This is a genomic window from Corynebacterium sp. c25Ua_89 (genome assembly GCF_047459735.1).
In the GTDB taxonomy this organism is placed as follows: domain Bacteria; phylum Actinomycetota; class Actinomycetes; order Mycobacteriales; family Mycobacteriaceae; genus Corynebacterium; species Corynebacterium simulans.
Genome location: NZ_JASBOD010000001.1, coordinates 218,958 through 239,374, shown reverse-complemented (window position 1 = coordinate 239,374; position 20,417 = coordinate 218,958). Strand labels below are relative to the sequence as shown.

Here is a 20,417-nt window from a genome sequence, read left to right as displayed (position 1 = left end):
AATAGGGAAAGGCAGAGCATCTGTGCTCTGCCTTTCCCTATTGTTTGTGCAACCGGGCCAGACCTTTGGCCTTGCCCACCGCTATTTAGACTGCGCGCAGACGGTCCAGGCGGGCATGAGCGGTGACCTGCATGGTCTCTGGCAATTTTGCCATGCGCTCAGCAAGCTCTTCCTTTTCAAGGTGGCGGGCAGACGGGCTCATGCCAACCTGCGCGGCAATAGAGGCGCGATCCAGGGTCATCGGATAAGAGATATCAACCGGATCTGCCGCCTGCTCAAGGTAGCCCGCGGCCTGCTCGTACATGCGCTCGATCTTGCCTTCTTCCACGCCCAAGATTCCCAGCGGCTCGCGTAGTTCATCCAGATGACCGAGGTCCGGAGTCAAGACAACGACCTCACCGCCTGGACGCAAGATACGCTGGAACTCCGCTGGGTTGCGCGGGGCAAAGACCACCGATACCGCATCGATGGAATCATCCTGCAGCGGCAACCGCTCCCACACATCCGCCACCACGGCGCCAACGCGCGGATGGCACTTTGCCAGATGCTTGGCAGCATGTGGGGAAATATCCAAACCAACGCCACGGGCCTCAGCGATGGAATCCAAGGTATGAGCTAGGTAATAGCCGGTGCCGGCACCGACTTCAAGCAGCATAGGCTCGGCAGTCTCAGGCAACTCGTTGGCATCCAGTGCGTCCTGCACTGCGCCCGTGACAGCCTCCACAAATGGGGCGAAGTGCCCCAAAGACAGGAAGGTCTCACGCGCGGACACCATCTCACTGGAATCGCCCTTATGCTTTAGCCCTGCCCCGGGGGCAAGGGTGACATAGCCCTGTTTTGCCACATCAAAAGAGTGCCCAGACTCAGAGACGAGACGAGCAAAATCGTCGGCGCCGCTTAGCGCGGTGCCATCGTTTGGGTCGGCCAGAACATCGATGACGTGTGAAAGCATGCCTTAAAGACTAGCTGGAAACTTCGGTCAGCAATGAACCAAGTTCCGCAGCCTCCTCTTTTGTGAGCTCCACAACAATACGGCCACCACCATCGGAGGGGATTCGCATGACAATTTTGCGGGACTCCTCAACTGCTTCCATTGGCCCACCTGTCGTGCGTGGCTTCATAGCTGCCATAGTTGTACCGCTCCTTTGGGATGTAAAATTTTTGGGTTACCCAAACCACTCTACGCCTTATTGTTAGTCACGGGGCGGTTGCGAAATTGATCTAGCCGTTTCGCCCTCGCTTCGGTAGCGCTTTTCCACCTCCGCCAGCAAGGCATCCACCTGGGATTGGCGGTATCCATGGGAAACGACGTCGAACTTGATGTCATCAAAGTTGTCTTCCGCAAGCGCGCGCTTATTATTAGCAACCACGTCGCGCGGCTCTTCGAGGTCTTCCAAGACTTCCCCACGCCCAAAGATCGAGCCCCAAGCCCAGGTCCCTAAGACAATAAGAACCAGCAACACAACAATTAACAGAATCCAGGAAAGCATGGCTTATAGCTTACCGCCGGATGGTTCACGCTGAGCAACAGGACCCACTGCCCCGGCTCGCGACAAAATCGTGCGCACGACCACCTCAGCCATGGGCGCAAGCTCGTGCAGCGGCCGGTTGCGGTGGATGCGCTCGCCAAGGTCTACTTCGGCGATGGAAGAAACACCGCAGCGCTTAGCGACGTCGATAAGCAGCCCGGCTTCCACCCCGTAGCCGTCAACAAATGGCAATGTCCGAGCCAGCGACGTGCGCAGCGCATATTCGCCGCCCAAGGGCTGAGCGATATCCTCGAGCTCCGGGAAGAAGGTGCGCAGCAAAGGCTTCGCGGTCAACTCCGTGACTCGCCCGCCGCCGCTTGGGGCACCGTTGAAGGTACGACGATAAGTAGCTTTGACCATCTGGATCTCTGGATCCGCAAACGGCGCAGCCAACTGCGCAACCATTCCTGGATACGCAGACTCCAAGTCGGCATCAACGAAGACCACGATGTCACCTTGAGCCGCGGCGACCCCGCGCCAGAGCGATTCACCCTTGCCCGGCCGCGGCGCAATCTCCGGCAGGATTTCGCGCCAGTTGTATACCTTTGCTCCGGCAGCGGCAGCGCGCTGCGCGGTGTGATCCGTGGAGTCAGCATCGACAACGATGACTTCCATTGGGTCATCTGCCAAACAGGCTCGCACAACGTCCGCGACGGTTGTTTCCTCGTTGAGTGCTGGGATGATGACAGAAACGCTCATGCAAGCCCACGGGTGGTGTTCAGCGGGGCCATCGCGCCTTCGATAGCTGCGGTCATACGAATGACGTCGAGGGTCTCCGCGACCTCGTGGACGCGGAAAGCGGCCACACCATGCGCTGCCGACCACGCGGTTGCGGCCAATGTCCCTGCCACGCGCTTGCCGACGCCGCGGTCCAAAGTCTCGCCTACGAAGTCCTTGTTAGACAACGCCATCAGTACCGGCCAGCCCGTGGCAACAACCTCGTCGATGCGGCGCAGCAACTCCAGCCCGTGGAAGGTGTTCTTGCCAAAGTCGTGGGTTGGGTCGATAAAGACCAGCTCCTCCGGGCACCCCAGGCTCGCCGCCCTTTCTGCCAGAGCAGTCGTCTCCGCGATGACATCCGCCACGACGTCGTCAAAGTGCACGCGGTGTGGGCGCGTGCGTGGGGTGACGCCGCCCGTATGCGAGCAGACATAGCCGGCCTTATGTTCTCCGGCGACCTCGATGAGCTCAGGGTCCCAGCCCGCCCATGTGTCATTGATGAGCGTCGCCCCGGCTGCGATGGCGGCTTCAGCAACGCTTGCGCGCCATGTATCTACTGAGATGGTGACATCCGGGTAGCGCTCGTGCGCCGCGGCAATCGTGGGAACCACGCGCTCGATCTCTTCCTGCGCGTCCACGGCTTCGCCAGGCCCTGCCTTCACGCCACCGATGTCGACGATGCTGGCACCCTGCTCGATCACCTCGGCACAGCGGCGAAGGGCCTCAGCTTCGGCGAAAGTTGCGCCCTTGTCATAGAACGAATCCGGCGTGCGATTGACAATTGCCATCACCTGCGCCAACTTGGCGCTACGCGGATTAGCGCTCATCACGAATCCGCTTATCGCTCATCACCTTGTGCGAGTTCACGATATGTGCGACCGCTTCGTCGACGTCATCAGTAAGCAGGAACAAGTCCATGTCTGATGCGCCGATAAGGCCGCGTGCTGCCATGGTGGACTTCATCCACTCCAGGAGGCCGGACCAGTACTCGGTGCCCATCAGAACGATTGGATAATTGGTGACCTTTCCGGTTTGCACCATGCAGGCCACCTCAAAGAACTCGTCCATGGTGCCCATGCCACCGGGCAGACAGATGAAAGCCTGGGAATACTTCAAGAACATCGTCTTGCGGGCAAAGAAGTAACGGAAGTTCAATCCCAGATCGACGTATTCGTTAAGTCCCTGTTCATGCGGAAGCTCGATGCCAAGGCCTACCGAAAGGCCTTTCTCCTCATAAGCACCACGATTCGCAGCCTCCATTAGTCCTGGGCCGCCACCGGTGATGACCGCGTACTGGGCATTGGTTAGCGCTTTGCCCACGCGAACGCCCAAGTCGTATTCCGGCGCGCCCTCTCCCAGACGTGCGGAGCCAAAGACGGTGACAGCCTTCGGCAGCTTTGCCAAAGCATCAAACCCTGAGACGAATTCCCCCTGGATGCGCAGAACCCGCCACGGGTCCGCGTGCTGCCATTCGTGGTCGGCCCCGGATTCCAGCAGGCGCTGGTCATAGGTTGAGGTCTGATCGCCCTCGGTGCGCAGCAATAATGGTCCGCGCAGGGTGCGATTACGTTCTGGCGACATTTTGGTTAGGCCTCCTTGGCGTTTGCGCCGCTTAAATACTCAATCAAAGCATCGGACACGGAAGTAATTTGCGCAATTGGAACCTGCTCGTCTTTCTTATGTGCAAACCCTGGATCACCCGGGCCAAAATTCACGGCCGGAGTGCCCATCTCGGAAAAACGAGCAACGTCAGTCCAGCCGTATTTCGCACGGAAGTTACCGCCGACGGCGTCGACAAGCGCGCGAGCGGCGGGCTGGCCCAGTCCTGGAAGGGCTGCGGAGGATTCGTCATCAACCTCAATGGTGATGTTTTCATGCTCTCCGATAACATCGCGCATATGCGCCATGGCCTCGCACAAGCTCCGGTCTGGCGCGAAGCGGAAGTTCACAAACATCCATGCCTCATCTGGAATGGTGTTGGTTGCTACTCCGGATTCCAGATGCACGATGTTGAGACCTTCCTTATAGGTACAACCATCAATGGTGACCTCGCGCGGAGTGTAGTTAGCTACATTGACCATGATCGGTACCAGTTTATGAGCAGCATTAGACCCCAGCCAGGCACGCGCGGAATGAGCGCGGGTTCCGTGCGCCGTGATGCGGAGACGGATGGTGCCCTGGCAGCCGGCCTCGATCATGGCGCCGGAAGGCTCTCCCAAAAGAGCTAGATCGCCGTGCAGCCACTCGGGGTGATCCTTTTGCAGATGACCCAGCCCATTAAATTCCGAGGAGACTTCCTCCCCCTCGTAAGCAATGACTGTTAAGTCATGGGCGAGGTCGGGGGCGTCGTAAAGCGCAGCAAAAGCGTGCAGGTACACGGCCATGCCAGACTTCATATCGACGGTGCCACAGCCCCACATGACATCGCCTTCCATGTGGTGGGGAACGTTATCCGCCAGCGGGACGGTATCGATGTGGCCAGCCAGAATCACGCGGGATTCGAGCCCGCGATTGGTGCGGGCACAGACGGTGTTTGCGTATCGCACCACTTCGATCTTGTCATTATCAAGGCCCCGTAGGGCTGCCTCTATTGCATCGGCGATCTCCTCCTCATGATGAGAGGGGCTCGGGATGTCTACGAGCGCTTTGGTCAATTCGATTGGGGAGGCAAAGAGATCTAAAGTCACAAAGCGCCATCGTAGCGACCTTGCACGATGGCTGCATTGTGTAATATACCTCTCAATACTTTGTTCTAAATCACAAAAGGTGCATTGATATGGCAGAAACCTCACAGCAGCTCAAGACACGCCACCTCACGATGATGGGGCTCGGATCTGCGGTTGGCGCAGGCCTCTTTCTCGGCGTTGGCCTGGGAATCCAAATGTCCGGTACCTCGGTTCTGCTTTCCTATGCAGTCGCCGGCCTCTTGGTCGGCGCCATCATGTGGATGCTCGGCGAGATGGCAGCAGCCCGCCCCTCGCTAGGATCCTTTTCCACCTATGCCGGCCAAGCTTTTGGCAATTGGGCACGCTTTACCCTGGGCTGGTTGTTCTGGTTCATGCTAGTGATGGTGATGGGAGCCGAGATTACGGGCGCTGCCGCAATCATCGCCTCTTGGTTTAACATCGCGGCGTGGATTCCCGCCCTTATCGCAGTCTCCTTCTTCGCAGTGGTCAACTTTGCAGCTGTTCGTGGATTCGGCGAGTTCGAATTCTGGTTCGCCATCATCAAGGTGGCAGTCATCCTAGCCTTCCTGACAGTGGGCGTACTGATGCTGATTGGCGTGCTGCCAGGCTTCAACGGCGACCTCGCAAGCACCAACTTCACGGAGAACTTCCTTCCGAATGGCATGCCGGGCTTTGCTTCCGGATTGCTCGCCGTTGCATTCGCCTTCGGCGGTATTGAGATGGTAACCATCGCCGCCGCCGAGTCAGAAGATCCTGCACGCAACGTCGCGACCGCCGTGCGTGCGGTTATCTTCCGCATCATGGTCTTCTACATTGGCGCCATCGTGGTCATCACCATGGTTTTGCCATTTAAGTACATCCAAGATGCCGATGCAGCCGCCGATTCCCCATTCACCCTGGTGCTAGAGGCCGCGCAAATCCCATTCGCCGCGGGCTTTATGGAAGTCATCATCGTTTTGGCCCTGCTTTCTGCATTCAACGCGCAGATCTACTCCACCTCCCGCGTAATTTTCGACATGGCTAAGGACGGCTCGGCACCGGCTATCTTCAAGAAGCAGAACCCATCGGGCTCCCCCGTCTTCGCCGTCATCTTGTCCATGCTTTTCGCATTCGGCTCCGTGCTGCTGCAGTTCTGGAATCCGCCAGGACTTCTGTCCTTCCTCTTCAATGCAGTCGGCGGCTGCCTACTGGTCATCTGGAGCTTCGTGGTCCTGTCCTACCTGAAGCTGCACCCAATCATGAAGAAGAACGGCGAGCTTTCCACCGTCGAGGCCATCGCCTACCCGGTTCTGCCATGGGCCACCCTGCTGGCGATTGCCGCATTGGTTGTTCTCATGCTCTTCGACCCATCCGCACGCAACCAGGTCCTTGCAGTGAGTGCGCTGACCGTCGTGCTCATCGTTGCGTCCCGCCTCACAAAACCTCGCCAAGTAAACACGGTGTCGAAGTAGCTGTGTATGCTCTAGCGGTGAAAGAAATGGCCTAGTTTTCGCTAGGCCCTACCCCGCATTTGTGAAGGTTTTTCCTAAAGCTATGACTTCTGCATCCGCACGCGGCCTTGCCACCCTTACCCACGATGGGACCGTTCTCGACGTGTGGTTCCCCGCCGTTCATATCGGCGATGACGCCCCGGTAACCGAGTCCGGCACCACTCGCCTGGAGAAGACCCCTCAGCAGTTCGCCGCCCTGGCGGGCCCGGATGAGGAGCGCGGCGTCGCCCGCGTGGCGGTTGAGACCTCCATTAAGGACTTGGATGATGCGCCGCTGGACGCATATGACGCATACCTGCGCCTACACCTGCTCTCGCACCGTGCCGTCAAGCCGCACGGTCTGAACATGGACGGCATCTTCGGACTTCTGGCCAACGTTGTGTGGACCAACTACGGCCCATGCGCTGTGGCTGACTTCCAGATGATCCGCGGCCGCCTGTCCTCCCGCGGCCCGGTCACCGTCTACTCCGTAGACAAGTTCCCGCGCATGGTGGACTACGTTGTGCCAACCGGCGTGCGCATCGGCGATGCTGACCGCGTCCGCTTGGGCGCTCACCTGGCGGAGGGCACCACCGTCATGCACGAAGGCTTCGTCAACTTCAATGCTGGCACCCTGGGCGCCTCCATGGTCGAAGGCCGCATCTCTGCAGGAGTTGTTGTCGGTGACGGCTCCGATATCGGCGGCGGTGCCTCCATCATGGGCACGCTTTCCGGTGGCGGCAAGGAAGTCATCTCCATCGGCGAGCGCTGCCTGCTCGGCGCTAACTCCGGTATTGGCATCTCGCTTGGCAACGACGCCGTTGTCGAAGCTGGCCTCTACGTCACCGCCGGCACGAAGGTAAGCGTCTTCGGAAAGGTTGCCGAGGCACTAGGCGTGGAGGAAGGCTCCACCGTCAAGGGCTCCCAGCTCTCCGGCGCATCCGGCTTCCTGCTGCGCCGCAACTCCGTTTCCGGCGCCGTTGAGGCCACCGAGTGGAAGTCTGACGCAATCGCTCTCAACGAGGATCTGCACAAAAACTAAGGCTGCTGGGTCGTGGATTTAGTCATGGCTTAAGCTATTTGAGTGACCGATAGCAATAAATCCACGCAAAATCTTGGCAAAGGCCTCAAGGTCCGCCATCTGACCATGATGGGCCTCGGCTCCACCATCGGCGCCGGCCTCTTCCTCGGAACTGGCGTCGGCATCTCGGCTGCAGGCCCTGCCGTCCTCCTCGCCTACTGCATCGCAGGCTTATTAGCCATCTTGGTAATGCAAATGCTCGGCGAAATGGGTACCGTCATCCCCGCCTCCGGCTCCTTTTCCGAATATGCCGAACACGGCATCGGCCGCTGGGCAGGCTTTACACAAGGCTGGATTTATTGGCTAGCCACCGTCGCCGTGCTGGGCGCTGAGATCACCGGCGCCGCCGGCTTCATCGGTTCTTGGTTCGGTGTTTCCCCATGGATTCCCGCGGCTATCTGCGTGGCGTTCTTTGGAGTCGTGAACCTGCTGCGCGTTCGACTCTTCGGCGAGTTTGAATACTGGTTCGCCGCCATCAAGGTCCTCGTCATCGTGGCCTTTTTGATTGTCGGCTTCCTGCTGATTTTTGGTCTTCTGCCTGGGCATGAAGCAATTGGCACCAGGGTCTTTTTGGATGACGGCTTCATGCCGAATGGCTTGGGCGGCGTCGCCGCTGGCCTGCTCGCCGTGGCATTCGCTTTCGGCGGCATTGAGGTCGTCGCCATCGCGGCGGCCGAGTCTGAAGATCCGGAAAAGTCCTTGGTCAACGCCGTTCGCACGACCATCCTGCGCATCTCGGTGTTCTACTTGGGCTCCGTTTTGGTAATTACCTTCCTGCTTCCCTACTCCTCGCTGGGTAACGCTGATACCGCGGCGCAATCGCCTTTCACTCAGGTTCTCGACCACGCAGGAATCAAGGGCGCCGCGGGATTCATGGAAGTCATCATCGTGTTGGCGCTGCTTTCCGCATTCAATGCTCAGATTTACGCTTCCTCCCGCATGATGCACTCCCTGGCTTCCCGCCACGAAGCACCGAAGATCTTCACGAAGACCAATGCACAGGGTGTTCCGACGTACGCGATTGCGCTTTCGGTCATTCTCTCGGTCATCATGGTCGTGCTCAACTATGCCGACACCGGCTGGTTGCTGTCCTTCATGCTTAATGCGGCCGGCGCCTCCCTGCTCATCGTGTGGGTCTTCATCGCGGTCAGCCAGCTGCGCCTGCGCCGCCAGCTTGAGGCCATTCACCCGCTGCCCATCCGCATGTGGGCTTTCCCGTACCTGACGTGGTTTGCATTGGCCGTCTTCGCAGCGATTGCGGTACTCATGCTGACTGACACCTCCGCTCGCGTCCAGCTACTGTCCGCCGGTGCGATGTTTGTCGTCCTTGCAATTGCGGGCGTACTCAACGCCAAGGCGCGCGGCATTTCTCCTACTTCAACGCTGCCGCTGCCGGACGTCGCCAAGCCCTAGCAATTCGCCTCGAATAGTCCCCGGGCCAGCTGTTTCCTTCCAAACACTGACCCGGGGATTTAACGTTTTACAGCATCAATCTTGACACAATGTCAATAATCCTTTACATTAAGAAATGTAAGCACGACACAGAAACCTGAAAGCTTTACATCATGCCCGAACACTCCAATATGGTTCGCAAGTGGCGTCGATGGCTGGAAATGACCCAGGCAGACCTCGCCGCTGAGGTAGGCGTTTCCCGGCAGACCATCGCGAACATCGAAAAAGGTAACTACTCGCCTTCCGTGTACTTGGCACTAGACATCTGCAAGGTGCTTGGCAAGTCCGTGGAAGAAGTCTTCAACACCGACCCAGAAAGCGTGAACGATAATGGCTAATAACAACGATGGCTTCTTTGCCAACCTGACCTTCAAAGAGATTGCGAACTACTCGGCCGATGAGTTCGAAGCGGAAACCTATTTCAAGACCTATGCCATTGGCTACACCACCGCCTTGTTTACCGTCTACTGCGTGTCCGCGCTCCTAGCGTGGGTCCTGCCGGGCCGACTTTCCTTGTGGAGCCTCTCGCCCCTCGTCGCGCTCGCGATTGCAGAATTTGTCTCGGCGCACTGGATGAAAAAGCGTGTTCCGCGTCCGAACAAGATGCGTTCTTGGACAGGCATCATCTTGATACTGATCCCCACCATTGCGCTTTTCGCTGGACTCGCTACGAAACTCAGCATCGACAGCGATTTCGACAACGGTCTCGTAGTCGGCGCATTCACAGGTATAGCTGCGGTGCTCATCCTCGGTCCCATTTTCCTAAAGTGGCAAAATGGCCGCGACCAGCAGCGCTTGAACAGCCAGCTAGAGGACTAATCAAGAGGTTCCTCACCATCTGGCTTCCTAGTCCCCTAGTGTGACACTCCTCTTTTGGCCCTTTTGCTCGGCTCCCTTTGCCGGGTAAAAGGACCAAACAGCTCGTTTTCAGCGGCCGTCGAGAGAGCTTGAGCTGGGTTAGCCAGCTTAAGCCGGCTCGGTATGCTCGACCAAGACTGGGGCCGTCGGGCTAGAGCGGAAGGTCCACAGCTTATTAATGATGAAGTTAATCGGCATCGCAATCAAGATGGATCCCGCAGTAGCCCAGTAAAACTTGGTGCGTAAGCCGGTGGAATTATCGAAAATATCCGAAGGTAGACCGACCGGCGAATTCGGGTTCATGAACAATGTCAAAACCAAAAGGCTGACGACATACGCCCCCAGTCCCGCAACAAGAAACGCAACGTACCCCCGAAGCCAGGAGACCTTTTCCACCGATTTGAAAGTCCACATGCGATTGAGCTGGTAGTTCCAGGTATTCGCTACGAGGAAAGCGATGGTCTGAAACACGTGGTACCAACGAACATGGAACGCGGAACCGAAAAGATTCACAAAGGGGTCATCGGGCGTAATGCCACCGGTGGCTAGTGCAATTTTGACTGCGATGTATGACACCGCCAGGTTGACCACCGTGCCCGATCCGCCGACCATGCCAAACTTGATAAACTGGCCCATATTGGACGCAAAACGCCCAGCGGCAACTGATGAGCTCACGCGTTCCTCTTTCCGGTTAATCGATAACTAATTCAGGTTACCGCCCAATTGCCGCAAAGTGGAAAACTCGCGGCGTGTGCCGGATAACGGATCTGCAAACTCTAGGCGGTGCGCCACGAGTTGGAGAGGCGAGGAAAAGTCGTAGAGGTCGAGCCCGCGGTCTATCGGGTAGGTGTCGTCGCCTTGGATGGGAGCGCCTAAGTAGTTACAGACCACCCGCAGCTGGTGGGTATGTCCCGTGTGCGGGATGAGCGAGGCCGCGTAGCCGTGTGCCTCCACATGGGTCAACGTGGGCGTACCGCCGAGCGAGACTTGACGGCTACCTTTGACCTTGTGCATGGAAAGCTCAACCGTTCCGGAGTATTCCAGGCAGGCAGAAAGGCGCGCATAGTAGGTCTTGGTTACTTTGCGCTCAGCAAAAAGCCTCTGATACGTCCCACGCGTGCGAAGGTTGCGTGAGCACACCACTACCCCGGCAGTCAGGCGATCGAGGCGGTGCAGCGGCACAATGTCATCTTCACCGAAATCCATGCGCAGGCGTGTCTGTAGGGTCTCGCGCACCAATCGCCCATTGCTGGTCGTGGGTAAAAAGTGTGGCTTGTCCACGACGATGAGGTCGTGGTCTTCATAAAGCATCGTGTAATCGAAGGGAATCGGCCTCTCTTCGGGCACATCAGGGTGATACCAGGCAGGAACCGGACGTGAAAGCGCCATTCCCGCAGGCAGAAGCTGCCCCGGTGAAAACGGCGAATCGCCCGCCGCGGCCGCGAAGTACTCGGTGTCAGCGGGCACAACTGCCTGCAGGACTACTTTGCGCGGAGAAATCCCCTCGCGGGCTGGCGGGCGATAGGTCACGGGCTAGTTGTCAGCAGCAAGGCGGGCCACAGCCGCGTCGATACGCTCATCAGTGCCGTTCAAACCAATGCGCACAAACTTATCACCCGATGGGCCGTAAAAGTCACCCGGGGCAACCAAGATTCCGCGCTCGGCCAGCCAATCCACGGTAATGCGGCACTGCTCATCGCGGGTCGCCCACAGGTACATGCTGGCCTCAGAGTGTTCGATGCGGAAGCCGGCGCGAGTTAGTGCGCGCAGGAGCTTAGCGCGGCGGGCGGCATAGCGGCGCACCTGCAGCGTCTCAGAATCGTCGTCGTTTAGCGCTTCAACCATCGCAGCCTGAATCGGCCCTGGAACGATAAGGCCTGCGTGCTTGCGCAGCTCGAGAAGCTCCGCGATAAGCGCCTCATCGCCCGCGAAAAAGCCCGTGCGATAAGAGGCCAGGTTATGAGACTTCGACAACGAGTGCATCGCGATAAGACCCGTGTTATCGCCGTCAGTCACGCGCGGATCCAAGATGGAAACCGGCTTCTTCTCGTCGTCCCATGCCAACGCCAAGTAGCACTCGTCAGAGGCCACAATGGCGTTGTTCTCACGTGCCCATGCCACCACAGCACGCATCTCTTCCACGGTCTTTACTCGGCCGGTCGGGTTCGACGGCGAGTTGATAAAGGCCAGTTCTGCATCGCCAAAGTCGCGAGGATCGTCCGCGCGCTCTGGGTGTGCGCCAGCAATCAGCGCGCCCACCTCGTAAGTCGGATAAGCCACGGAAGGGATGATGACGCGCTGGCCGCGCATGCCCAGCAGCGTCGGCAGCCAAGCGATAGACTCCTTCAAACCGATTACCGGTAGTACGCCGAAGGAGGAAGGTTGAGCGCCCGTACGGCGCGCAACATTACCGCGGATGGCTTCCTGTAGCTGCGCAGTGCCCGCCGTGGTGGGATAGCCGGAAGCCTCCGCGTTCGAAGCCATCGCCAGCTGCACGCCCGGAGCTACCGGATCGACCGGGTTGCCCACGGAAAGATCCACGATGCCATCTGGGTGCGACTGAGCCTTCTTCTTCGCCTCAGCAAGCGAGTTCCATGGAAAGTCCGGCAGGCTATTTCCAAGCGGTTGGCGAGCCATTCTTAGTTCAAGCTCCTTATTTACAAGGTAGGCAGTGGGAAAAGTTAAAGCCCGGACCCAAATGCGTGAGGTCCGGGCAGCAGGAATTAATCCTGGTTCTGCGGAGGAAGGGCCGCAATCAGCGGAGCGTCGAAGTCCTGTGGACCAAGCGCTGCAGCTCCACCTGGGGAGCCAAGATCATCAAAGAACGCAGCGTTAGCGTCGTTGTAATCAATCCACTCATCCGGAACGTCATCCTCATAGAAGATTGCCTCAACCGGGCAAGCAGGCTCACAAGCGCCGCAGTCTACGCACTCGTCAGGATGGATGTACAGGGAGCGCTTGCCTTCGTAGATGCAATCGACGGGGCACTCTTCAACGCAAGCGCGGTCCATCACATCGACGCAAGGCTGCGCGATAGTGTAAGTCATGAGGTGCTAAAACTCCTGTTTTCACGGGTTTTGGGATGTCTAACAGTATGTCACTTTTGGGCAAAAAATGGGAAAATTCCGCCCCCGATTCCGGCGATTAACAGCAGGAGCGAAAGAATATTATTGGCCAGCCACATATCGCCAGTCACGACCGCACCCAGCACGAATGCGAAGTATCCCAGCAGCCAAGCCGCCAAAGGAACAAGCCCGATGTAGGCATTATCACTCCAGAGCCTTGCTGTGCGCGTGAGCACTGTATTAAACCACCAGGCTAGAACGATCGTGATAGGAAAAGCCACGCTTGTCCCACCCGGCAGCGGCAACCTGGCGGTGAGGTAGACAACTTCTAGGACCAGGGAGGTCAGCGCACCTAGGCACAGCCAGGCCAGGCCGGTTATCTGCTCGCCGCGTGAGTATTCATTCAAAATCACAGGCCCTCCAGAAGCGCTTCTGCAGGCTCGCCCTGCCCCAGCTGGTAGTGCTCGGCACGCAGCAACGGCATAACAAGGAGATTGGACAGGCCATATGCGCTTGGCGACGCCGCTGGGTCCCCAATGGCCGCCGCAGCCGCTACCGGGTTCGTCTGAGTCACTGTGGAGTCAGCCACCCAAATTTGCGTGGCATAGGCGACCATGGCGTGACGCTTGGCGGCTAGCGCGGCATCGTCAAGCCGGTATTCCACGTCAGCGCCCTCGTTGGTGAAATTGTCGAGGTAACCCCGGTCCGGCTTTCGCCAGCCCTCCGGTGCGCCGATGGTCTCAAGCGCGCTGTAGTGCGCGCCGCGTTCGAAGATTGCCCACCAGATGCGCTGGTCTGGTGCTGCGGCCGCGTGGACTGCCTGGTGCACGGCGATGTGGTCTGGGTGGCCATAGCCGCCGTCCGGCCCGTATGTCAGCACGATATGCGGGCGAAGCTGCGCAAAGTGCTCGCGCAACAAATCTGCTGCCTCGTCAATGCGGCGCACCAAGGCACGCGGATTCTCGTGAGCCGGTGAGCCCTCCATGCCGGAATCGCGGAAGAAGCCAAAGCCGCCGAGTTGAATACCGTGGACGCCCAAGATATCGAGGGCGTCGGAAAGCTCACGTGCCCTAAAACCGCCTAGCTGGTCTGCATTGCACAAGCCTTGATAAGGCGTGCCAATGACCTCGCCTTCCTCGCCGAGCGTGGCCGTGATGACCGTGACCTCAGCGCCTCTTGCAGCCATGTCAGCTAGTGTTCCGCCGGTAAAAAGCACCTCGTCATCTGGGTGAGCATGTACGGCCACCACGCGGTAGCCGCGCAAATCATTACTTTTCATCTTTCCTCCACATCGGTGCCGTAATAAGCCCTGCATCCCAATCTTCGATGCGTTGACCGGGCCCAAGGATACCCCTGCCCAAAGCATGGATACGCACCTCGTCCATCAAAGGTACGTAGAGCACCTCATCGGAATTGAGTTTGCGGACCTTTTCCAAGGCCGCATCCGGAGTGATGCGTCCAGACAAGATGTCGCCGCGCATGTCCTCTGCCTCCGCAGGGCAAAAGCCGGAGATATCGCTGGCGCGTACGTCGTCGTTTTCACACATATAGAGGCTGGCCAGACTCTCCGGAGACACGTTTGCATTCTCCCAGGCCACCACGGCGTCCACCTCTGCCTCCGGCAGCATCTCGCCGGCAATGGTTTGAGTGCGCTCAGAGACTACCTCTGCACTAATTGCTTGTGCTTCGAGGACGTCGACGATGGTGCTGGCAGCCGCCATAGCTTCCGGATGCGTAGGATCAGCTGCAATGCGCAGCGGCTTGCGGCCCGCGCGCTCGCGAAGTGGCGTCAGGTCTACTTCTTCGTTGACCGGGTTTTGGCCCGGACGCAACTCCGAGGCACGGCCCGCCGCCAGGCGAGCGACCTGGTCGGTCTCAATGAGCGAGGCCAAAGCGCGACGCTGGCGTTGCTCTGGCAACGCGCCTTCGCGGGCGGAAAAGTGCAGGCGCAGCTGGCGATTACGGGTCACGGTCCCGGCGTTGACGTTGCTCAGCAAACTGAGGCTCTCCAGCGAGGTTTGTTCCGGAGTAAAGTCCACAAATCCCACCTGGCCCGAGCGCAACATGTTGACCGCCTGACTGGTATCACGGACGGCACGCAGCTGGACGACGTCGACAAGCGCGGGCCCCGCCCCCCAGAAGCGGTCGTTGCGATTCAGCGTAATAACTCCCCTGCCGCGATCGACGGCCTCGACGGCATAGCGCCCAGCGGATGCAGGGATGCCGTCGGCAAGAGCTGTCGTGAACTCGGTGTCCTGCAGCAGGTGCGAAGGAAGAAGGTGCGCGAAAAGGCGGTGCCAATCGGATACGCGCTGCTTGAAATCCACCACCACAACGCGCCCTGCCGAGGACGTGCTGATGTCCTCGATGGCGAAGTAGCCCGCTGGGTCCACCACTCCGGGGTTAGAGGTCATTTGGGTCCACAGGTAGTGAAAGTCACTGCCGCTAATCGGAGTGCCATCGGACCATTGCGCCGGCGAGGCAATCTTGTACACCACGCGCTGGGCAACACCTTTCGGCGGCTCTACCTCCTCCGCGCTGGCCAGCACATCGGAATCCATGTGTTCGCCGTGGAAAGCAGAAGGAAGGACGAGCTCTGCAATCTGGCTGACCAGCTCGCTGTTGTTGGCTACCAGATGCGGATTGAGTCCGCCGCGGAGCGGATCGACGCCGATGGCGACGGTCTCGCGCTCGACGCCGTCCTCTTTTTCCTTCTTCTCGGGCGTCGACGTTTCGGTCTGGGTGCTCTCAGCAGCCGGCTTGTCCTCGATGGGCGGCGGTCCTGGATTGGCCATGCACGAGGTGAGCAGGCAAAGTGATGAGGCAACCACTACCGCGCCAAGCTTTCGCACTTTGATACCGCCCTTCTACCTAGATCTGGAACCACTTTAGTCGGAGGGCAGGCATTGCTTGGAATTTGACGCTGTGTTTACGGCGCTCTTCGATGGTTCGAATGCAGGTTTTCTGGCAAAAGAAAAGCGCGACCCCAAAACGGCCGCGCTTTAATCTCCTAAGCGTTACTTGTTGAGCTGCTTCGCACGGGAAGCTGCACGCTTACGGTCAGTAGCGGAAAGCTCGACCTTGCGCACTCGCATGACGTTCGGAGCAACCTCAACGCACTCGTCGTTGCCACAGAACTCAAGCGCCTCATCTAGGGAAAGGGTACGCGCCTTTGCCAGGGTGACGGTTGCGTCTGCGGTGGCAGAACGCATGTTGGTCAGCTTCTTTTCCTTGGTGATGTTGATGTCCATATCCTCATCACGGTTGTTAGCGCCAACGACCATGCCCTCGTAAGCCTCCATGCCTGGCTCGACGAAGAACTCGCCACGGTCAGCCAGCTGCTGCAGTGCGTATGCGGTGATCTGGCCGGAGCGGTCAGCAACCAGGGAGCCGGTCGGACGGGACTTGATCTCGCCTGCCCAGCTATCCAGGCCATCGGCGATGGAGTTAGCGATACCTGCACCGCGGGTCTCGGTCAGGAACTGGGTGCGGAAGCCGATGAGGCCACGCGCCGGAACGCGGAAGATCATGCGTACCCAGTCACCCTCGCGGACGTCCATGGACTGCATCTGGCCCTTGCGGGTAGCCAGCAGCTGGGTAACGGCGCCCTGGTACTCGGAAGGAGTATCGATGGTGAGCATCTCGTATGGCTCCATGGTCTTGCCATCGACAACCTGGGTAACAACCTGTGGCTTACCCACGGTCATCTCGAAGCCCTCACGGCGCATGTTCTCAATCAGAACGGACAGCGCCATCTCGCCGCGGCCCTGTACCTCCCAAGCGTCAGGACGCTCGGTCGGCAGAACCTTCAGGGACACGTTACCGATAAGCTCTTGGTCCAAACGAGCCTTGACCATACGTGCGGTCAGCTTGTCGCCACCGCCCTGGCCAGCCATTGGAGAGGTGTTAACGCCGATGGTCATGGAGATTGCCGGCTCATCAACGTGAATCTGCGGCAGAGCAACCGGGTTTTCAACATCAGCGATGGTATCGCCAATCATGATCTCTGGGATGCCGGAGATGGCGACGATGTCGCCGGCAATAGCCTCGGTCTCTGGCTGGCGCTCGAAGCCGACGGTACGCAGCAGCTCGGCAACCTTAACGTTCTTGACGACCTCGTTGCCGTCCTCATCCCAGGAGATCCAGGCAACCTGCTGACCCTTCTTGATCTTGCCGGAGTAGATACGCAGCAAAGCGATACGGCCCAGGAAGTCAGAGGAGTCAAGGTTGGCCACGTGCGCCTGCAACGGGCCGTCGACGGAAGCGGATGGCTCCGGCAGAACCTCGTAGATGACGTCGAAGAGCGCTTGCAGGTCCTCAGCCGCGGGAACGTTGCCGTCGCCTGGGTTCTCGGTGGAAGCCTTGCCCTCACGGCCGGAAGCGTAGAGTACCGGCAGATCCAACAGTGTTTCTGCAGCAACAGCTGCTTCCTCATCCTCTAGGCCGGAGGCGATTTCCAGCAGGAGGTCGTGGGACTCGTTGACGACTTCGTCGATACGAGCGTCTGGGCGGTCGGTCTTGTTAACGCAGATGATGACCGGCAGCTTGGCTTCCAGGGCCTTGGTCAGAACGAAGCGGGTCTGTGGCAGCGGGCCTTCGGAGGCGTCGACTAGCAGCACGACGCCGTCAACCATAGAGATACCGCGCTCGACCTCGCCACCGAAGTCGGCGTGGCCCGGGGTATCGATAACGTTGATGATGAGGTCGCCGCCGTCCTTGCCCAGGCCCTTGCGGTGAATAGCGGTGTTCTTCGCCAGAATGGTAATGCCGCGCTCGCGCTCCTGATCATTGGAGTCCATGACGCGGTCCGTGTGCTCGCCGTGGTCACCGAAAGCGCCGGACTGCTCCAGCATGCCGTTGACGAGGGTGGTCTTACCGTGGTCAACGTGGGCGACGATGGCGACGTTACGGAACTCGGTATTAGTCACTGGTGGGGTGCTCCTTAAAGCAAAGTTGGAACGCTTAAGCGCAAGATTTTGAACGGGGTCTAAATATACTCTGCAAGTTTGCAATTTGCAGCATTGGAACACCCCACTGAAGCGGGAAATCGCAGGAGCCAGCGTTTTGTAACAAATCTATAACTCCGAACGAAAGACGGGTTGAGACACACTTTCGCTTTAGAAACTGGCTTGACCGTAAGAAACTTGACCGCAAGAAAAAAGTGAATATTGTTACCAGAGATACTACTGTGACCAATGTGCCGAATGTTATAGTCAAGCATCTCGCACCCATTTCCGTCTCCTGCACCCAATTCAAGGAATCTGATAATCGTGAGCACCTCGAGCACCGCACCTAGCTCCGAGCACAACAACGGACGCCGCCTCCGCGCGAGCTCCGGCATGATTGCTGCCGCTACCGCGGCGCTCATCGGTCTAGCTACTCCCCTTATCGCACCGGCCCAGGCAGACGCCCCGGACCTGGCCGCGCTGGAAGCACAGGCAATGTCGCACTCCCCGCTGGATTCGCTGGGACGTCCCAATGAGGCAACCCAGAATCGTATCCGCGAATTCGCCGCACAGCCATGGATTCCTAACGACATTCGCAGCGCCATCCTCTCCGGACTTGCTTTCAGCCTGGGCCAAGGAGGCGATCCAGGCGTGGAATTGCCTGAGGGCCAAAGCCCGGCATTCCGCCAGTTCTACTGGCCTACCGTCTCCGCAAAATGCATCGGGGGCCAGGGCGATTCCATGGGCTCTGCCATCGCCGTCCCGGGCCCTACTAAGATGCCAGCGCCGGGCGCAGGTCCAGGTGAGGCAGTCTTCCTCTTCACGGCACTGGGCACTTCCCCTGCGGCTAAGGAGCAGGGCAACATGAAGGTCCAGTGGTTCAACCTGGACACCTTCCAGTCCGGCGTTACCCCGCTTTTCAACAACGGCATCAACGCCGACGGCCCCACCACCGTCTCAGGCCGCGCCACCACGGGCAAGGGCACCGTCGTGGCCATCTTGTCCGGTTCCGTCAACACCCAAGATTCCGCGTGCGCATTTCCGCCAACTGCCGCCTTCCTTGAGGTTAATTAATGAGCGTCGATCTGCACCCTGTCAAGCAAGAAACCTTTAATACAGCGGAAAACATCAACATCGATCCAAAGGGCTTCTTGCGCGAGGTAGACACCTACAAAGAAACCGAATTTGGTCTTTACATGGCCCGCGGTGCTAATCATCCGCGCTTTGGTTACCTCGAATCTTGGTTGCTGCCTGAACTGGGCCTGCGCGCGAATATCTTCCACTTCCGAGAAGGGATTGAGGCACACCAGGACTTCTACTTCGATATCGCTGACATCGATAACAAGGATGGAGTCTGGACTACCCGTGACCTTTACGTCGATCTGGTCTCCAACACGGGCGAGCCAATCGACGTTCTCGACATCGACGAGCTGGCTGCAGCCACCTCCGCGGGTTTTATCTCGGCAGAAGAGGCAGAGCGCGCTATGGACCGTACCCTCGTCGCGGTCGAAGGCATTACCCGATACGGCGACGATTCCATGGCTTGGCTGCGCGCCCTCGGCATCGAGCTTTCTTGGGCAGACTCTATCAACCTGACGCCTGCGGAGTAGTTGCGTAAGATATTTAGGGTTACTTACCCCTTCATATTAAGGATGCTTATTCCCCATGGCCGGTGGACTTTTTGCACTGCTTGACGACGTCGCGGTAATCGCTCGCGCGGCAGCCTCCAGCGCCGACGACGTCGCTGCCCTAGCTGGCAAGACCTCGGTAAAGGCGGCGGGCGTCGTGGTTGACGATGCCGCCGTTACGCCACAGTACGTCTCCGGCGTTACCCCAGCCCGCGAGCTGCCTATCATTTGGCGCATCACCAAGGGCTCGCTCATCAACAAGATCGTCATCATCTTGCCGATCGCACTACTGTTGTCTTGGATTGCGCCGTGGGCGCTGACCCCCATTCTCATGTGCGGCGGTACTTATCTGTGCTTTGAAGGCGCAGAAAAGATCTTCCACTACTTCGCAGCGCATGGCGCAGAAGAAGAAAAAGAAGAACAGTCGGACACAAAGGATCCAGACGCCGAAGACAAGTTGGTCAAGTCTGCCGTTACCACGGACCTTATCTTGTCCGCTGAGATCATGGTGATCTCGCTCAACGAGGTCATTGACCAAAGCTTCTGGATGCGCCTAGGCGCGCTGCTCATCGTCGCCATCGTTATCACTTTGGCGGTCTATGGCGCTGTCGGCGTGCTGATCAAGATGGACGACCTTGGCATTAAGCTGCTGGAGCGCAACGAAGGCAAGTCCGCCGTCGGCAACGCCTTGGTCAAGGGCATGCCGGTAGTTCTGGACATCATCTCCGTCATCGGCACGGCGGCAATGCTGTGGGTAGGTGGCCACATCGTCATCAAGGGGCTGCACGAGTTCGGCATCAACCAGCCGCACGGTTTTATCCACCACCTGACCGAACCCATCTCCAACGGCGCGCTGTCCTGGACCGTAGATACCGTCTGTTCCATGGCCTTCGGCTTTGTCCTGGGCGCCATCGTCTTGGGCATCGTCACAGGCTTCAAGAAGGCTCTCGGTAAGTAGTCGCGAACCCCTCCAGGTTTTCTC

At 58.7% G+C, this 20,417-nt stretch carries 23 protein-coding genes; 8 read left to right on the top strand and 15 right to left on the bottom strand.

All coding sequences use genetic code 11. The features are described from left to right. Window positions 1-85: 85 nt before the first annotated feature. The 7 genes from QKB66_RS01145 to dapE all read right to left on the bottom strand — a co-directional run bounded on the left by QKB66_RS01145 (window position 86) and on the right by dapE (window position 4,936). On the bottom strand, window positions 86-952 hold the full coding sequence (locus QKB66_RS01145) for a methyltransferase domain-containing protein (RefSeq protein WP_248090772.1): 867 nt from the start codon (window positions 950-952) through the stop codon (window positions 86-88). A 10-nt stretch (window positions 953-962) separates the two neighbouring features. Continuing rightward, on the bottom strand, window positions 963-1,130 hold the full coding sequence (locus tag QKB66_RS01140; protein WP_005531903.1) for a DUF3117 domain-containing protein: 168 nt from the start codon (window positions 1,128-1,130) through the stop codon (window positions 963-965). Between the two features lie 63 nt (window positions 1,131-1,193). Continuing rightward, the gene (locus QKB66_RS01135; RefSeq protein WP_061921778.1) at window positions 1,194-1,490 is read right to left on the bottom strand and encodes a hypothetical protein; all 297 of its coding nucleotides are present in this window, start codon (window positions 1,488-1,490) and stop codon (window positions 1,194-1,196) included. Window positions 1,491-1,493: 3 nt separating this feature from the next. Then, entirely contained in the window at window positions 1,494-2,228 is a 735-nt protein-coding gene (locus QKB66_RS01130; protein ID WP_061921775.1) for a glucosyl-3-phosphoglycerate synthase, read from the bottom strand. Next, entirely contained in the window at window positions 2,225-3,037 is an 813-nt protein-coding gene (gene folP, locus QKB66_RS01125; RefSeq protein ID WP_162492722.1) for a dihydropteroate synthase, read from the bottom strand. Before folP ends, QKB66_RS01130 begins: the two co-directional genes overlap by 4 nt. Window positions 3,038-3,065: 28 nt before the next feature. Then, entirely contained in the window at window positions 3,066-3,830 is a 765-nt protein-coding gene (locus QKB66_RS01120) for a TIGR00730 family Rossman fold protein (RefSeq protein ID WP_070496778.1), read from the bottom strand. A gap of 5 nt (window positions 3,831-3,835) precedes the next feature. Next, a complete protein-coding gene (gene dapE / locus QKB66_RS01115) occupies window positions 3,836-4,936 on the bottom strand; it encodes a succinyl-diaminopimelate desuccinylase (RefSeq protein ID WP_414252498.1) in 1,101 nt (366 codons plus the stop codon). An 89-nt stretch (window positions 4,937-5,025) separates the two neighbouring features. Here dapE and QKB66_RS01110 point away from each other — a divergent pair, with 89 nt between their 5' ends. The 5 genes from QKB66_RS01110 to QKB66_RS01090 all read left to right on the top strand — a co-directional run bounded on the left by QKB66_RS01110 (window position 5,026) and on the right by QKB66_RS01090 (window position 9,757). Further along, window positions 5,026-6,387: an amino acid permease gene (locus tag QKB66_RS01110; protein WP_239239954.1), complete on the top strand. Its 1,362-nt coding sequence runs from the start codon at window positions 5,026-5,028 to the stop codon at window positions 6,385-6,387. A gap of 82 nt (window positions 6,388-6,469) precedes the next feature. Next, entirely contained in the window at window positions 6,470-7,447 is a 978-nt protein-coding gene (gene dapD, locus QKB66_RS01105) for a 2,3,4,5-tetrahydropyridine-2,6-dicarboxylate N-succinyltransferase (RefSeq protein WP_239239956.1), read from the top strand. 105 nt (window positions 7,448-7,552) lie between these two features. After that, on the top strand, window positions 7,553-8,899 hold the full coding sequence (locus QKB66_RS01100; protein WP_248091281.1) for an amino acid permease: 1,347 nt from the start codon (window positions 7,553-7,555) through the stop codon (window positions 8,897-8,899). Window positions 8,900-9,051: 152 nt separating this feature from the next. After that, window positions 9,052-9,276, top strand: a complete 225-nt coding sequence (locus tag QKB66_RS01095) for a helix-turn-helix transcriptional regulator (RefSeq protein WP_061921754.1) — start codon at window positions 9,052-9,054, stop codon at window positions 9,274-9,276. Beyond that, window positions 9,269-9,757 (top strand): transcriptional regulator, encoded by a 489-nt coding sequence (locus QKB66_RS01090; RefSeq protein WP_248090784.1) that lies wholly within the window; start codon window positions 9,269-9,271, stop codon window positions 9,755-9,757. The genes QKB66_RS01095 and QKB66_RS01090 overlap by 8 nt, the downstream gene beginning before the upstream one ends. A 147-nt stretch (window positions 9,758-9,904) precedes the next feature. Here QKB66_RS01090 and QKB66_RS01085 read toward each other — a convergent pair whose 3' ends face one another. The 8 genes from QKB66_RS01085 to typA form a co-directional block, all read right to left on the bottom strand. After that, a complete protein-coding gene (locus QKB66_RS01085; protein WP_248091284.1) occupies window positions 9,905-10,432 on the bottom strand; it encodes a GtrA family protein in 528 nt (175 codons plus the stop codon). Between the two features lie 66 nt (window positions 10,433-10,498). Continuing rightward, a complete protein-coding gene (locus tag QKB66_RS01080; RefSeq protein WP_061921748.1) occupies window positions 10,499-11,326 on the bottom strand; it encodes a pseudouridine synthase in 828 nt (275 codons plus the stop codon). 3 nt (window positions 11,327-11,329) lie between these two features. Further along, window positions 11,330-12,433: a succinyldiaminopimelate transaminase gene (dapC, locus tag QKB66_RS01075; protein ID WP_061921745.1), complete on the bottom strand. Its 1,104-nt coding sequence runs from the start codon at window positions 12,431-12,433 to the stop codon at window positions 11,330-11,332. 86 nt (window positions 12,434-12,519) lie between these two features. Beyond that, entirely contained in the window at window positions 12,520-12,843 is a 324-nt protein-coding gene (gene fdxA, locus QKB66_RS01070; protein ID WP_061921740.1) for a ferredoxin, read from the bottom strand. 50 nt (window positions 12,844-12,893) lie between these two features. Beyond that, window positions 12,894-13,274, bottom strand: a complete 381-nt coding sequence (locus QKB66_RS01065) for a hypothetical protein (protein WP_062041289.1) — start codon at window positions 13,272-13,274, stop codon at window positions 12,894-12,896. Continuing rightward, complete coding sequence (locus QKB66_RS01060) at window positions 13,271-14,140, bottom strand: PIG-L family deacetylase (RefSeq protein ID WP_414252497.1); 870 nt, start codon at window positions 14,138-14,140, stop codon at window positions 13,271-13,273. Before QKB66_RS01060 ends, QKB66_RS01065 begins: the two co-directional genes overlap by 4 nt. Further along, window positions 14,130-15,656, bottom strand: a complete 1,527-nt coding sequence (locus tag QKB66_RS01055; RefSeq protein WP_414252496.1) for an ABC transporter family substrate-binding protein — start codon at window positions 15,654-15,656, stop codon at window positions 14,130-14,132. The genes QKB66_RS01060 and QKB66_RS01055 overlap by 11 nt, the downstream gene beginning before the upstream one ends. Window positions 15,657-15,878: 222 nt before the next feature. Beyond that, window positions 15,879-17,789 (bottom strand): translational GTPase TypA, encoded by a 1,911-nt coding sequence (typA, locus tag QKB66_RS01050; protein WP_414252495.1) that lies wholly within the window; start codon window positions 17,787-17,789, stop codon window positions 15,879-15,881. A 411-nt stretch (window positions 17,790-18,200) separates the two neighbouring features. On the opposite strand from typA, the gene QKB66_RS01045 reads away from it, so the two are divergent. Genes QKB66_RS01045 through QKB66_RS01035 form a run of 3 tightly spaced genes read left to right on the top strand, consistent with a single transcriptional unit; the run spans window position 18,201 to window position 20,393 of the window. Further along, window positions 18,201-18,881 carry a hypothetical protein gene (locus QKB66_RS01045; protein ID WP_414252637.1) on the top strand — a complete coding sequence of 227 codons (681 nt, stop codon included), beginning with the start codon at window positions 18,201-18,203 and terminating at the stop codon, window positions 18,879-18,881. Next, on the top strand, window positions 18,881-19,417 hold the full coding sequence (locus QKB66_RS01040) for a DUF402 domain-containing protein (RefSeq protein WP_248090796.1): 537 nt from the start codon (window positions 18,881-18,883) through the stop codon (window positions 19,415-19,417). The genes QKB66_RS01045 and QKB66_RS01040 overlap by 1 nt, the downstream gene beginning before the upstream one ends. Before the next feature lie 55 nt (window positions 19,418-19,472). Beyond that, entirely contained in the window at window positions 19,473-20,393 is a 921-nt protein-coding gene (locus QKB66_RS01035; protein ID WP_414252494.1) for a DUF808 domain-containing protein, read from the top strand. Window positions 20,394-20,417 lie beyond the last annotated feature (24 nt).

Coding starts and splice junctions, on each gene's coding strand:
- QKB66_RS01145 (WP_248090772.1), bottom strand. CDS start 952: ATGCTTTCACACGTCATCGATGTTCTGGCCGACCCAAACGATGGCACC.
- QKB66_RS01140 (WP_005531903.1), bottom strand. CDS start 1,130: ATGGCAGCTATGAAGCCACGCACGACAGGTGGGCCAATGGAAGCAGTT.
- QKB66_RS01135 (WP_061921778.1), bottom strand. CDS start 1,490: ATGCTTTCCTGGATTCTGTTAATTGTTGTGTTGCTGGTTCTTATTGTC.
- QKB66_RS01130 (WP_061921775.1), bottom strand. CDS start 2,228: ATGAGCGTTTCTGTCATCATCCCAGCACTCAACGAGGAAACAACCGTC.
- folP (WP_162492722.1), bottom strand. CDS start 3,037: ATGGCAATTGTCAATCGCACGCCGGATTCGTTCTATGACAAGGGCGCA.
- QKB66_RS01120 (WP_070496778.1), bottom strand. CDS start 3,830: ATGTCGCCAGAACGTAATCGCACCCTGCGCGGACCATTATTGCTGCGC.
- QKB66_RS01110 (WP_239239954.1), top strand. CDS start 5,026: ATGGCAGAAACCTCACAGCAGCTCAAGACACGCCACCTCACGATGATG.
- dapD (WP_239239956.1), top strand. CDS start 6,470: ATGACTTCTGCATCCGCACGCGGCCTTGCCACCCTTACCCACGATGGG.
- QKB66_RS01100 (WP_248091281.1), top strand. CDS start 7,553: ATGATGGGCCTCGGCTCCACCATCGGCGCCGGCCTCTTCCTCGGAACT.
- QKB66_RS01095 (WP_061921754.1), top strand. CDS start 9,052: ATGCCCGAACACTCCAATATGGTTCGCAAGTGGCGTCGATGGCTGGAA.
- QKB66_RS01090 (WP_248090784.1), top strand. CDS start 9,269: ATGGCTAATAACAACGATGGCTTCTTTGCCAACCTGACCTTCAAAGAG.
- QKB66_RS01085 (WP_248091284.1), bottom strand. CDS start 10,432: ATGGGCCAGTTTATCAAGTTTGGCATGGTCGGCGGATCGGGCACGGTG.
- dapC (WP_061921745.1), bottom strand. CDS start 12,433: ATGGCTCGCCAACCGCTTGGAAATAGCCTGCCGGACTTTCCATGGAAC.
- fdxA (WP_061921740.1), bottom strand. CDS start 12,843: ATGACTTACACTATCGCGCAGCCTTGCGTCGATGTGATGGACCGCGCT.
- QKB66_RS01060 (WP_414252497.1), bottom strand. CDS start 14,140: ATGAAAAGTAATGATTTGCGCGGCTACCGCGTGGTGGCCGTACATGCT.
- QKB66_RS01055 (WP_414252496.1), bottom strand. CDS start 15,656: ATGGCCAATCCAGGACCGCCGCCCATCGAGGACAAGCCGGCTGCTGAG.
- QKB66_RS01045 (WP_414252637.1), top strand. CDS start 18,201: ATGATTGCTGCCGCTACCGCGGCGCTCATCGGTCTAGCTACTCCCCTT.
- QKB66_RS01040 (WP_248090796.1), top strand. CDS start 18,881: ATGAGCGTCGATCTGCACCCTGTCAAGCAAGAAACCTTTAATACAGCG.
- QKB66_RS01035 (WP_414252494.1), top strand. CDS start 19,473: ATGGCCGGTGGACTTTTTGCACTGCTTGACGACGTCGCGGTAATCGCT.